Genomic DNA, 12706 nt, shown 5'->3' with positions numbered 1-12706 from the left:
AACCATTCAACGGTGTTGTCCACCGGGATGATGTTGGTGAGCAGTTCGTCAAGTTTTTCTTCATCGATGCGCCCGGACATCAACGGCGAGATGCGTTGTTCGCGGGATAGCACGTGGTGGATCGACAGGCGGGCCGGGTATTTGTCTTTGAGGTCCCCGAGTTCTTCGGCGAACATGACGTCCATGGCTGACCGGTTGGCGTAGAGCAGATCAATCGTGGTGTTGTCGGTGGAGTTCAGGACGGTCGCCACGATCGACATGATCGGGGTGATGCCGGAGCCCGCGGCGATGGCCACGAAGTGTCCGCCCTGGGTTTCGTGTGCTTCCACGATGGCTTCCGGGTCGTTCAGCGCGGTGGAGTGCATGCGCGAGGTGAAGGAACCTTGCGGATTCATCACGTTGATCGTGTCGCCTACGGCCAGGGTTTCGTGCGCCCAGGTGGAAAATAGGCCGCCGAAGTCGCGTTTGATCGCCACCCGTATTTCGCCGGGTACGGGTTCGGCACAGATGGAGTACGAGCGGCGGAGCTCTTCGCCATCGATCGTCGCCCGCAGCGCCACATACTGGCCGGGCACGTAGTTGTAGTCGTCTTGGAGTTCTTCTGGGATACCAAAGGCGACTTCAATGGCGTCGTCGGTCAGTTGGCGGATCTCGGAGACGGTCAGGGCATTAAACCGTGCGCGTCGCCGTGCGGGTGCCTTCAAGGTTTCAGTCATGACAGCGAGTTCCTTAGTGGACTTTGAAGTAGTCGAATGGTTCCAAACAGTCGTTGCAGGTGTACAGCGCCTTGCAGGCGGTGGAGCCGAATCGAGTGACTTCGCGGGTGTTCAATGAGTGGCACTGCGGGCATTTGACGGCCATTTGGATCATGATGGGGCCGTTGACCGCGGCTTTTCCACTGGGCGGTGCGATGCCATATTCTTCGAGTTTGCGTTTGCCTTCCTCCGACATCCAGTCGGTGGTCCAGGCCGGGGTGAGCACCAGTTTGACTTCGGAGTCCTGGTAGCCGGCATCTGCCAGTGCCTGGCTGACGTCCCGGGAGATGGTTTCCATGGCCGGGCAGCCCGAGTAGGTTGGCGTAATGGTGACCACGGCTTTGCCGTCAACGAGTTCGACGCCGCGCAAAATGCCGAGGTCTTCGATGGTCAAAACCGGGACTTCTGGATCAGGAACATTGCGGACGGCGTCCCAGAGTTCCTGACCCACTGTATCGGTTGGTCGTAGTGTTGCAGATGCGGCAGTCATTACCACGTTGCTCCTGGGAATTGACGTGCAACCACTTGCATCTCCCCCAGGATGTGGCTGCGGTGTTCGGAGAAGCGGCCCGTTCGGTCGCCACCGTAGGCACCGGGGACATTGGGGAGCTCAAGCGTTGCTTGTTCGATGATGGGTTGGATTCGCTGATCAAAGGACTCGCGCAGGGTTGAGGGCAGCACAGCGATGCCGCGTTCGGCTAGGTCGCGCAATAGGTCGTCGTCGGCAAAGAGTTCGTCGACGTAGGGCCACATGTAGTAGAGGCCTTCTTGGATGCGACGATGCGATTCCTGGGTGCCATCGCCCAGCCGCAGGGTCCACTGGGCGGCGTGGTCCAGGTGGTACATGACTTCTTTGAGTGCTTTGGCCGCCACCGCGGCAATCGTTTCGTCTTTGGAATCCACCAGGCGCGAGAAGAGTTCGTACTGGTAGGTGGCAAAGATCAGCTGCCGGGCAATGGTTTGCCCGAAGTCGCCGTTTTCCTGCTCCACTAAACGACACGAGCGGAAGTCATTGGTATCACGGAAGTAGGCCAGATCGTCTTCGGTCTTACCCCACGCAGAGCCCGCATAGGACAACAGAAAGCGCGCATGCCCCAACTGGTCTTGGGCAATGTTGGCCAGGGCGACGTCTTCTTCCATTTCCGGAGCACGCGAAATCCAGTAGCCCAGTCGCTGGGCGAGCATCAGCGCGTCGTCACCCAGGTACAGGGCGTAGGTGGCAACATCTTCGGGAGCTGTGTGCCCCGCGGCGATAATGTCTTCTGGGGTGATAGCATCGCCGGCGGATTGGCGAGTTGCTGAGTCAGAGGCTGCAAAACTCATAGGTGTTTCACTCCTTCAGACTTGGTGTAGTAGGTCGCGTGGCGAAAGGCTTTGCCCTGCGGGGATTCAAAGAACCCGCCCTTAGAGTCGGGGTCCGAACTGGCGATGGCTTCGGATGGGACAACCCACACGGAGGTGCCTTCGTTGCGGCGCGTGTAGAGGTCACGGGCGTTGCGCAGTGCCATCGTGGCGTCTGGGGCGTGGAGCGATCCGGCGTGTACGTGGGATAGTCCGCGAGATGAACGGACAAATACTTCGTACAGTGGCCAAGTGGCGTCGACATTGTATTGTGACATGGTCTCTTAGGCTCCAATCAGGTGGGTATCAGCTGCATCTTGTTGACGGCGCGCCTGTTTCGCGGCGTAGGCGGCTGCGGCTTCACGAACCCAAGCACCATTTTCGTGGGCTGCACGACGGTGCTGCATGCGTTGGACGTTGCACGGCCCGTTGCCTTTGATAACAGTCATAAATTCGTCCCAGTCGAGCTCACCGAAGTCGTAGTGGCCACGTTCTTCATTCCACTTCAGATCCGGGTCTGGCAGGGTCAGACCCAGGGCCTGGGCTTGTGGAACAATCATGTCGACGAAACGCTGACGCAGCTCGTCGTTGGAGAAACGCTTGATATTCCAGGCCATCGACTGTTGAGAGTTCGGGGAGTCATCGTCTGGTGGACCAAACATCTGCAGGGCCGGTCCATAGAAACGGTTGACCGCGTCCTGGGCCATGGCCTTTTGCTCTGGGGTGCCGTTGGACAGTTCGTAGAGAATTTCCCAGCCCTGACGCTGGTGGAAGGATTCTTCTTTACAAATCCGCACCATCGCACGACCATATGGCGCAAAGGAGGCTCGACACAGCGGAACCTGGTTCTGGATGGCAGCACCATCAACCAACCAGCCAATAGCACCGACGTCGGCCCACGTCATGGCTGGGTAGTTGAAGATTGAGGAGTATTTGGCCTCGCCGTCAAGTAACTGCCGGACGAGCTCGTCGCGTGGTACGCCGAGGGTTTCGGTGGCCGAGTACAGATAGAGACCGTGACCGGCTTCGTCCTGGACCTTGGCCATCAGAATCATTTTGCGCTTCAGTGACGGCGCACGGGTGATCCAATTCGCCTCAGGCTGCATACCGATGATCTCGGAGTGAGCGTGCTGCGACATCTGGCGAATCAGGGTCTTGCGGTATCCTTCGGGCATCCAGTCGCTGGGCTCAATTCGAGAATCTTCAGCGATGATTTGGTCAAAGCGCTCCTGACCTGCCCGTTGCTCGTCGAGATCGGCGACTTGAGCATCGGAGTGTATTGACTGTGTTGACATGTGAGACACCTCGCTACGGACTTCCTTCTGATTTCTGCATTCTCATAAGCGGCGAAATACCGAACGTTCAGTCAGTATAGGCGAGTAACGTGATGCGCGCAACTTCACCGCCTACCCCATGGTGCCCGCACCACACTCAGGCCACCCGCCCCCAAGCCTGCAACCCAAGGGCCTAGCATTTGACGCACGTCACACTTATCATTACCGTATGAATGGTCAGTCAATAATTAGGTAGATCACATTCGGAGCAGCTGATGTCACACGCACTTGGTGTATCGGACACCACCCGCACAACCAGCCCAACGGATGTGCGTCGTGGAAACTTCGGGCCAAACGATCACCCCGCCTGGGGCCACGATCGAGCATCCGAATGGTTGGGTGTGACCATCACCGAGTACGCGCCCGGCTACGCCAAAGGTCACATGCCGGTCCGTGAAGACATGCTCAACGGCTTCAATATTGCCCACGGCGGTATGGTCTTTGCGCTAGCAGACTCCATCTTCGCGTGGACGTGTAACAGCCCAGATGGTGACGGCTCTACCATCACCGTGGCACAGGGTGCCGACATCAACTTCGTATCATCCCCGCAACTCGGCACAATCTTGACGGCGACCGGGCACCTAAGAGCTTCCACCGGACGCTCGGGTCTCTACGACATCACCGTTATTGATGACCAGGGCAACCTGGTCGCAGAATTCCGCGGTCGCTCCCGGACGATCCCCAACCCCAACCGATAAACGTTCCAGATCCAAAATGAACTATAAGGACAATCCCATGACGAGCAATAGTGTCGCACCCACCGGTTCCGAGATCCCCCAACCATGGACCCCGCCTGCGCCACCGGCAGATCGCAACCAGTTAGACCCCGAGGAACTCTACAGCCGTCAAGAAATCGAAAAGCTGCAATTCGAACGTCTGCGTTGGACGCTGCACCACGCCTACAATAATGTTCCGGCCTATCAGGAACTGTACGACGCGCACGGCGTACACCCCAAGGACTTCCAACAACTCGAAGATCTACAGCTCTTCCCCTATATCGACAAAGAATTCCTGCGCGCGAACTACCCATTCAAAGCACTGGCCGTGCCCATGGATGAGATCCGCCGTATTCACGCATCATCTGGCACCACCGGCCAACCCACCGTAGTTGCCTACACCCAAAACGACCTTGACATGTGGGCTTCACTGGTTGCCCGCTGCATGCGGGCCTCCGGTGTCAAGGCCGGCTATAAGGTCCACAACGCGTATGGCTACGGCCTGTTCACCGGTGGCCTGGGCGCCCACTACGGTGCTGAACGTCTTGGCTGTGTGGTCATTCCAATGTCGGGCGGTCAGACCGACAAACAAGTTCAGATCATCACCGACTTCCAACCGGAAGTCATCATGTGCACCCCGACCTACCTGCTGGCACTAGCCGACGGTTTCACCAAGGCCGGCATCAACCCGCGTGAGACCTCACTGAAGGTCGCCGTCCTGGGTGCAGAACCGTGGACCGAAGGCATGCGAAAAGAGATCGAAGAACTCTACGACCTCAAAGCCTGCGATATTTATGGTCTGTCCGAACTCATGGGCCCCGGCGTTGCAGGTGAAGCCGTTGATACCCAAGACGGTTGCCACATCTGGGAAGACCACTTCCGCCCAGAAATTATCGACCCGATCAGCCAAGCTGTACTGGGCAACGATCAATCCGGCGAATTGGTCTTCACCACCCTGACCCGCGAAGCCCTGCCGATCATTCGCTTCCGCACCCACGATTTGACCAGCCTTTCGGAAGGCACCGCCCGCCCGGGACACCGTCGCATGAACCGCATCACCGGTCGTTCCGACGACATGATCATCCTGCGCGGCGTCAACATCTTCCCAACCCAAATCGAAGAGCTCGCCCTGGAAGTCGATGCCCTGTCACCGCACTTCACCTTGGAAATCACGCGCCCACACCGCATGGATGAACTGACCATCAAAATCGAACGCCGTGAAACCGCCAGCCGCCAAGAGGCCGAATCCGGCGGCCGCGCCCTGTTAACCCAGATCAAAACCCGCATCGGCTGCTCCTGTAAGATCGAAATCGCTGAGCCCAACACCCTGGCCCGCTCATCAGGCAAGCTGCGTCGCATCTACGACCTTCGTGAGCTGAGCTAGCCTACCGGCTCACCATGTTCGATTCGCATACCCTTGCCACTCAGGAGCTCGAATGACCACCACCCACTCTTCGACGACTACCCCCGCGCGACGCGGACGTCCCGGATATGATCGACAAACCCTGGTCGATCTGTGTGTGAAAGTCTTCAACCGGCACGGGTACGAAGCCACCAGCATGGGTATGTTGGCCGATGAGTTAGGCATCTCAAAGTCGGCGATCTACCACCACGTCAAAACCAAAGAAGAGATCCTGGAAAGCGCGCTGACCGAGGCGCTCGACGGGCTGGAAGCCGCCATGGAAGAGGCCGAACAGACCGACGGGTCGGCACGGGAGCAAATCGAGGCGGTCATCACCGGTGCGGTCCAAGTCTTGATCGAAAAACAACCCTCGGTAACCTTATTGCTGCGTCTGCGCGGTAACTCGGAGGTTGAAGCACAAGCACTGGCACGACGTCGTAGCCTGACGACCCGTCTGGCCAGCCTCATCGGTGAAGCACAGGCCGAAGGATCCGTGCGTGAAACAACAAGTCCAATGATTTTGGCCCGCCTGGTCTTCGGGACCATCAACTCGCTGGTCGACTGGTATGCCGCAGAGAAATCAGCCGGTGCCGAGCAAACCGCTGCCGTGCTGATCGATCTGATCTTCAACGGCATCAAGAACCCATAACCTCACACACGGAAAACGCCACACGCTGGAGATGGATTGCCATGCCGACCCAGGCTGTAGTGTTTTGGTTCTCGTTCGTCCTGCTGCCCAAAGCGCCCGATGGGCCTAGCGCTGCAAGGCCGGCTGTTTGGCTTCTTGGTGCTGTTCCCTGGCCTGGGTGATCAGGGATTGGAAAATATGACGACGGTGGTCCACATTGGCAGAAGCCTCCTCGGGATGCCACTGCAGTCCAATCACCCATTGCTTCTCGGCGTGCTCAATCGCTTCGATGCTGTTATCGTGCGCATAGGCCGCCACGGTCAACCCAGCACCCGGGGTTTCCACGGTCTGATGGTGGGCGCTACGAACACCGATGGTTCCCGCTCCGCCCAGAATCTCGGCGATCTGAGCATCGGGCACCAGCTCGACCTTCTCGTCCATGAATCCCATGTTGCCGTTGCCCAAATCGACTCGGTGACCATCAATATGGTTCACTAACGTGCCGCCCTGAGAAACGTTGAGCAGCTGAGACCCACGGCAAATGCCCAGAACCGGCCGATCCTCATCCACGGCCCGGCCAATGGAATCAAGACAGAATTTATCCGCTTTCGCATCGATCCACGGGATAGTTTCTGCCAGATCCACATCGGAATAGAAGCCCGGGTGGACGTCTGCGCCACCCAGAAAGACAAAAGCATCGACGTCGTCCTGCCAGCTCGTACCGCGTTGCTGCAGGGTCGGGGCGGAACTATCGACCACCAGCGGCCTGCCACCCAACTCTCGGATGGTGTTCACAGCTTGCATTGTGAGGTCATGGATGAATTGAGCCGTAACGTAACTCAGCTCCGGGGACCATAGGGCCACGACGACGCCGACCACGGGGCGGCCATCATTTTCAAAGTCTTGTTCCTGCTGGAAATAGCGGACAGAAAATCCTGGGTGGATGTCATGAGTCAATATGGCCTCCTTATGGTTTCAAAATTACTCGGCAATGAAAATTAGTGGTCCAGCCTACAGCACCTAGGGCTGCAGGCACTAGTGGAACGTTGATTATGCGCGAATAATTCCTTCACCGAAGGTAAAGGCCATCTGGGTTTTGCCAGGCAGACATCCGCCCTACTCTGGGGCGGTCGAATAATAGCGTCGTCAAATTTTTGCTGCTTGGAAAACTTCCCCGGTCCTCGCCGTCACAGTGCTTGTATCGCCGCGTCCTGATTAGGTGCGGCCTTTCAATTGATGCAAGATGCTGGTATCCAGCGAGTCACAAACCTGGGTGGGTTGGAAGCGGCCGCGCAGAAAACCGGGCGACCCATTGTCCAAGACTCATACTCACCAACGCTCACAAGTACGCTAGCCACACGCGGCATGTAACATGACGCACACCGCGTGCCCCAGCAGCTTGATTCTTTGGTTAAGGCTGGAGCGTCACGGTACTGTTGTACAACGAGTTTCCACAGTTTTACAACCTCGCATATTGCCGAATAATTTGGGCGATATCTCAAGGAGATCTGGTGTCCAACAGTTCTATCATGACCACATACGTTTCTCCATCGCCGGGTCAAAAAGTTCAGGCGGATCTTGCGCGATCGTGGTTGTTAGTTAATGCCGTACAACAGGAACGTTTTCAAGCCGCCGAAGATTCCGCGGCCGACGTCGTCCTCTACGACATTGAAGATGCAGTAGCGCCCAAAGACAAGGACCGGGCTCTTCAACACGTCGCTGACCAGTTCACCACCGGTCACACCGGCTGGGTGCGCATCAATGGTTATGGCACACCATGGTGGGAAAAGGACGTCACGGAGTTAGCCAAATACATCAGCCATGAGCTCGATGGTCCACACCATAATGGCGGGCTGTTGGGCGTCATGTTAGCGATGGTTGAATCCACCGACCACGTCAACGAAACCGCTGCACGTCTGCCAGGAGTGCCCATCGTAGCGCTTGTCGAAACCGCCCGCGGTTTACAGCGCATCAACTCGATTGCTGCAGCACGCGGCACCTTCCGCCTGGCCTTCGGGGTGGGCGATTTTCGCAGAGACACCGGTTTCGGCGGTTCACCGCGAGCGTTGGCCTATGCGCGCAGCCAGTTCACGATCGCATCTAAAGCTGCAATGTTGCCGTCTCCGATCGATGGGCCAACACAGGGCACGATCAGCAAGAACTTGATTCAGGGAGCCTCCATCGCTTCTGAGTTCGGGTTTACCGGCAAACTATGTCTGCTGCCTGAGCAAACTGCAACCATTAACTCTGGCCTGAGCCCCTCACAGGAGGAGCTCACCTGGGCACATGACTTCTTGGCGGAGTTTGAAAACGACGGCGGACAGATTCGCAATGGTTCAGATCTGCCCCGCCTTGCCCGTTCCAATGGCATCATCGAGCTGGCCGAAGCGCTAGGCATCGAGTGGACCCGCCCTGCAACTTCAGAAAATTACAGTTCCGCGCCGACAGACACCTACCACTACTAGGCGCGTGGGGCAGTACTGGCCCGCACCGAAACGGGGTAATGGCCGCAGTTTGGCTGAAAATCGTGTAGTTCAAAACGATCCGCTTCCACCGGCGAATATTGTCTCCAAGGGTACGCGAAGTTGGGGTATTCACCAGGGCTCTCGCGAAGGCGCAAATTCAAATTTCATCACCTATTTACAGGGCGATCCGAGCAGGTTCGCGAGCTCACGAACGCAGTTCTTATTGGTTTTGATGACAAAAGCTTGACCCAGACCAAAGCGCTCTCTGCTATAACAGAAGCAGGGTAGCCCATTATGCTGGCGTTTAAGGCCGTGCAAGTATTGCCGCCCCGATCCACACTTTCACGAAAATCAACAGGCCGCTGTTTTGCCTATGTAGTAAGGGTTCATGTCTTCAACCTCCGAGCAACGCCTCTGGACGCCAGACTATCTGCGGGCGTTCGTCGTCATGCTCGGCATCAGCCTGGTATTTATTACCCTGATGTCCTACATGGCGTTGTATGCCGTCAAGCAATTCAGTGTCAACGACACCGCCGCTGGATTTGCGGCCAGTTCATTCGTTGCCGGCGGGGCACTATCGCGCATCCTAATCGGCAAATACTTAGACTTCATCGGGCGCAAACGCACCCTGATCATCACCCTGGCACTATTCGTCTTATCCTGCCTGATCTACCCGATCCTGAATAGCTACGCGCTGCTAGTGCTCGTCCGGTTCATCCACGGGGCAGCCTTTGGTGTTGCTTCGACGACGATCAGCTCCACCGTCATCACCCTAATCCCACTGGGCCGCCTCAGCGAAGGATTAGGGTATATTTCCCTAGCCGGCACGGTCTCCAATGCGGTTGGACCACTGGCCGCGATACAACTCAGTGAACGCGCCTCCAGTCTCTGGGTCTTCGGCTTCACCACAATTTGTGCCATTGTGGCACTGCTATCGGTGCTGCCGATGACGGTCAAAGAACGCACCCCAACCCAGGACGAATACGACCGCCGATGGCGCATTCGCGGCTCGGATCTGGTCGATTTCAACATGCTGTCAATCGCCGTCGTCGGCCTGCTGACCTCCACCGGTTTCTCCGTTGTCATGACCTATCTGCCCGCCTACCTGGTGGGGTTAGACATGGCCAGTACCGCATCCATGTTCTTTTTTGTCTGGGCGTTCGCCATGCTCGTGGTCCGACTCTTCGCCGGCCGCATGCACGACCGCTACGGCGAAAACGCTGTACTGCCCGGAGCCCTGCTCGCACTGGTGCTCGGGCTGGCCGTGATCGCGGTGGCCGACAGCCTGTGGCATTTCATCATCGCCGCGACACTGGGCGGATTTGGTCACGGTGCCGCACTACCAAGCTTGCAGGCCGTGGGAATAAGTCGGACGACGACGAACCGCATTCCCATCGCGACCTCAACCCACTACCTTGCCCTGGACTCAGGCCTAGCGATCGGCCCGGTCATGTTAGGGTTCATGATCGGGCTGACCGGATACACCGGCCTCTACCTGGCCGGGGCAAGTATCGTGATGCTCGGTCTGATCGTGTACTGGTTCGCCCACGGTCGTCATGCACGTGGAGCAATCGCCCCAAGATAACAGACGGACGCCGTTAGCCCCTGTCCAGCGGATGGTCCTGGGACTCATAGCACTTCTTGAACGCCCGCGCCCGAACATATTGGTGAGCTTTCTGGAGTTTTTCGTACTGGCGTTCGGTATCCTCGATAAGCTGTTCAAACACACTGGCCGGAACACCCAGAGCAGCGGTATTATTCAGCAGGGTTTTCCAACCGTGCAACTTGCCGGTCACCGCCGAAAGCATCAGTTCAGTTTCTAATACCAGCACCGATGGGGCGTTTTTGAGCTCCTTCGGGAAATATGATTTCACCCGCGCAACCCGCTCGCCAACCCACAGCGCCGGGGCCGAAATCCCGGGACGGGGAAAGCCTTGACGGTTCATCAGCTTCTGCAAATACTTATGTTCAAGCCGCACCTCATCGGCCACCGACGCAATCTCACCATACATCGGTGTATTCGCAAATGCCTTCGCAAGTCGTGCCATCCGGCCACGCCCTGCGGTGGCCCCTGCCAGATGGTCGGCCATGTACTGGCGCAGCGCCATGGCATCAATATCATCGGGCAGCCGGTGACCTTTCGGCGGCAAGACAAACGGTGCCACCGAGCGCTGTTGACGTGGGCGCATGGGCGCCGAACGTCGACCCTCACCGACTGCCATACCCTCAATAAGTTCGTCCAGGGCTTGAGCTGCGGTCTTTAAAGGTTCCCAGCCGAGTTCTTGTTTGGCTCGGGTGTTATCCATCAGCGGCGAATGCACCGCCATATCCAGCCAGCCCTCATCGGCGGCCAGCAATCCGGAACGGTGCGCAGCCTTGACTAACGGCCGCAGTGCCTTACTCGGGATCGGCAGTACGCGACCATATTTCGGATTTCCGGTGAGCACTCCCCCAATAATTTGCGGGGTCAAAATATCGTCGGCACAAATATTGAATGCTCCTTCGGCACCCGTCAGAGCCGCGAGCACGTAGGCGCGTGCGACGTCGTCGGTATGCACCACCTGCGCGCGGGCCTCTTTCGGAAATGGAATAATCGGTGGCCGTCCGGCACGTAACAGCTGCACCGGAACCCACTCGCCTAAAAAGTAGCGCTGGATTTCTGATGCCGCGCTGGCCTGGAATTTCAGTGCCGGGCGCAGGCGAGCCACCGTTACATCGGGGTGTTTGATCTGGAATTCGTCGATGACGCGCTCTTGGGCAGCCTTATCCATGCTGTAGTGCGAACTGGCAATGCCATTGGTGGGCCAGGATTCATCACGTAATTGATTGTCGGTCACCCCGGAGTATGCCCCAACCGAGGAGGCGACAACAATGTGTTTGACGCCGGCGGCAGCTGCGGCCTCCAGCACATGTCTCGTGCCGTCAACATTGACGCGGCGCAGCAGCTCGCGTTCTGTATTGGGTTGGATAAGCCAAGCGAGGTGAATGACCGCATCGTAGTCGGTTAATGCGGTGGTCAGTTCGGCACGCGAGTCTTCGAATTGGACGTCGATGCTGCGCCATTCCGCATGGCTATATGGTTCTAATGCTTGATTTGGGAGCCGACGCGCAATACCAAGGATCGATTCGACGCTGTCCTGGCGGGCTAACTGGCGCAACACTGCGGTCCCGGCATTGCCGGTTGCTCCTACGACTGCAATTCGCATACAAAAACTCCTGTGTCGCAAAGTCGAGCTTCGAACTGCGCAATGAGATACCCCTATACAAGCACGCCGATCACGCCTGAAACAATGGGAGATTCAAAAGAATCTGGTCGGCAGTGTTGCTTTTGTGCCGATCAGTAGTATCGTGGCTAAAACCGTTGTGTTAACCAACGATTTATGAGTGAAATGGGTCCGGGGATATGTCAAACGTCTGGTTTCAGTAAATGACTGCTACAACCAAGAACGCGCTATTCACCCGCGACTACTTCCTAGCCTTCACCGTGTTGCTGGGCGCATACATTGTGTTCGTCGCTCTGATGACATTCATGGCACTGTATGCTGCCGACCGATTTCAGGCCAATGACACCGCAGCAGGCTTTGCGGCCAGTTCATTCGTGGTCGGCGCAGGCCTGGTGCGTCTGGTGATCGGCAAGTACCTGGACTTCATCGGACGGAAACGCGCCCTGATCATCTCGCTGATCGTCTTTACTGTCAGCTCGCTGATCTATCCGTTGGTTGATCACTACAGCCTGATGATCGTGCTGCGCATTATCCAGGGCACGGCGTTCGGCATCATTTCCACAGCTATCACCTCGGTGGTCATTGATGTCATCCCTACAAGCCGCCGCAGCGAGGGTCTGGGCTACTATTCGTTAGCCGCCACGCTGGGCATGGCCATCGGCCCATTCGCCGCTGTACAGATCAGCGAGGTGGCATCCGATGTCTGGGTCTTCAACTTCACCGCCCTGTGCGCTGCCATCTCACTGCTCGCTGTGCTGCCGATGCGCATTCAAGAACACCCACCCAGCCCAGAGGATCACGCCCAACGCTGGCGCATCCGCGGCTCTGATCTTATCGATAG

General features: G+C 57.4%; 13 protein-coding genes. 6 read left to right on the top strand and 7 right to left on the bottom strand.

Features of this window, described 5'->3' with window-relative positions; genetic code table 11:
• From K8V32_RS07570 to paaA, 5 genes are all read right to left on the bottom strand, one after another.
• Window positions 1-716 (bottom strand): FAD-binding oxidoreductase (locus tag K8V32_RS07570; protein WP_303905308.1); only part of this gene is annotated, 716 nt, incomplete at its 3' end.
• 13 nt (window positions 717-729) lie between these two features.
• Entirely contained in the window at window positions 730-1245 is a 516-nt protein-coding gene (gene paaD, locus K8V32_RS07565) for a 1,2-phenylacetyl-CoA epoxidase subunit PaaD (RefSeq protein WP_303905305.1), read from the bottom strand.
• Complete coding sequence (paaC, locus tag K8V32_RS07560) at window positions 1245-2078, bottom strand: 1,2-phenylacetyl-CoA epoxidase subunit PaaC (RefSeq protein ID WP_303905301.1); 834 nt, start codon at window positions 2076-2078, stop codon at window positions 1245-1247. Before paaC ends, paaD begins: the two co-directional genes overlap by 1 nt.
• Window positions 2075-2374, bottom strand: a complete 300-nt coding sequence (gene paaB / locus K8V32_RS07555) for a 1,2-phenylacetyl-CoA epoxidase subunit PaaB (protein WP_303905298.1) — start codon at window positions 2372-2374, stop codon at window positions 2075-2077. The genes paaC and paaB overlap by 4 nt, the downstream gene beginning before the upstream one ends.
• Window positions 2375-2380: 6 nt before the next feature.
• Complete coding sequence (gene paaA, locus K8V32_RS07550; RefSeq protein WP_303905295.1) at window positions 2381-3391, bottom strand: 1,2-phenylacetyl-CoA epoxidase subunit PaaA; 1011 nt, start codon at window positions 3389-3391, stop codon at window positions 2381-2383.
• 254 nt (window positions 3392-3645) lie between these two features.
• Between paaA and K8V32_RS07545 the strand changes: the two genes are divergently transcribed.
• From K8V32_RS07545 to K8V32_RS07535, 3 genes are read left to right on the top strand one after another with little or no spacing between them, the layout of a single operon-like run.
• Entirely contained in the window at window positions 3646-4128 is a 483-nt protein-coding gene (locus tag K8V32_RS07545; protein ID WP_303905292.1) for a hotdog fold thioesterase, read from the top strand.
• A 37-nt stretch (window positions 4129-4165) separates the two neighbouring features.
• A complete protein-coding gene (locus tag K8V32_RS07540) occupies window positions 4166-5530 on the top strand; it encodes an AMP-binding protein (RefSeq protein ID WP_303905289.1) in 1365 nt (454 codons plus the stop codon).
• 52 nt (window positions 5531-5582) lie between these two features.
• Window positions 5583-6197 carry a TetR/AcrR family transcriptional regulator gene (locus tag K8V32_RS07535; RefSeq protein WP_303905287.1) on the top strand — a complete coding sequence of 205 codons (615 nt, stop codon included), beginning with the start codon at window positions 5583-5585 and terminating at the stop codon, window positions 6195-6197.
• 105 nt (window positions 6198-6302) lie between these two features.
• On the opposite strand, the gene K8V32_RS07530 is transcribed toward K8V32_RS07535, so the two are convergent.
• Window positions 6303-7133, bottom strand: a complete 831-nt coding sequence (locus K8V32_RS07530) for a gamma-glutamyl-gamma-aminobutyrate hydrolase family protein (RefSeq protein WP_303905284.1) — start codon at window positions 7131-7133, stop codon at window positions 6303-6305.
• Between the two features lie 554 nt (window positions 7134-7687).
• On the opposite strand from K8V32_RS07530, the gene K8V32_RS07525 reads away from it, so the two are divergent.
• The gene (locus tag K8V32_RS07525) at window positions 7688-8641 is read left to right on the top strand and encodes an HpcH/HpaI aldolase/citrate lyase family protein (protein ID WP_303905281.1); all 954 of its coding nucleotides are present in this window, start codon (window positions 7688-7690) and stop codon (window positions 8639-8641) included.
• Window positions 8642-9029: 388 nt separating this feature from the next.
• Window positions 9030-10226, top strand: coding sequence for an MFS transporter (locus K8V32_RS07520; RefSeq protein ID WP_303905278.1), 1197 nt, complete (start codon window positions 9030-9032; stop codon window positions 10224-10226).
• A gap of 13 nt (window positions 10227-10239) precedes the next feature.
• On the opposite strand, the gene K8V32_RS07515 is transcribed toward K8V32_RS07520, so the two are convergent.
• Window positions 10240-11847, bottom strand: coding sequence for an NAD-dependent epimerase/dehydratase family protein (locus tag K8V32_RS07515; protein ID WP_303905275.1), 1608 nt, complete (start codon window positions 11845-11847; stop codon window positions 10240-10242).
• 221 nt (window positions 11848-12068) lie between these two features.
• Here K8V32_RS07515 and K8V32_RS07510 point away from each other — a divergent pair.
• A partial coding sequence (locus tag K8V32_RS07510; protein WP_303905272.1) for an MFS transporter occupies window positions 12069-12706 on the top strand: 638 nt, incomplete at its 3' end.

It is taken from the genome of Enteractinococcus helveticum, from assembly GCF_020742345.1.
In the GTDB taxonomy this organism is placed as follows: Bacteria; Actinomycetota; Actinomycetes; order Actinomycetales; family Micrococcaceae; genus Yaniella; species Yaniella helvetica_A.
This window is presented reverse-complemented; position numbering and strand designations above follow the sequence as displayed.

Coding starts and splice junctions, on each gene's coding strand:
- paaD (WP_303905305.1), bottom strand. CDS start 1,245: ATGACTGCCGCATCTGCAACACTACGACCAACCGATACAGTGGGTCAG.
- paaC (WP_303905301.1), bottom strand. CDS start 2,078: ATGAGTTTTGCAGCCTCTGACTCAGCAACTCGCCAATCCGCCGGCGAT.
- paaB (WP_303905298.1), bottom strand. CDS start 2,374: ATGTCACAATACAATGTCGACGCCACTTGGCCACTGTACGAAGTATTT.
- paaA (WP_303905295.1), bottom strand. CDS start 3,391: ATGTCAACACAGTCAATACACTCCGATGCTCAAGTCGCCGATCTCGAC.
- K8V32_RS07545 (WP_303905292.1), top strand. CDS start 3,646: ATGTCACACGCACTTGGTGTATCGGACACCACCCGCACAACCAGCCCA.
- K8V32_RS07540 (WP_303905289.1), top strand. CDS start 4,166: ATGACGAGCAATAGTGTCGCACCCACCGGTTCCGAGATCCCCCAACCA.
- K8V32_RS07535 (WP_303905287.1), top strand. CDS start 5,583: ATGACCACCACCCACTCTTCGACGACTACCCCCGCGCGACGCGGACGT.
- K8V32_RS07520 (WP_303905278.1), top strand. CDS start 9,030: ATGTCTTCAACCTCCGAGCAACGCCTCTGGACGCCAGACTATCTGCGG.
- K8V32_RS07515 (WP_303905275.1), bottom strand. CDS start 11,847: ATGCGAATTGCAGTCGTAGGAGCAACCGGCAATGCCGGGACCGCAGTG.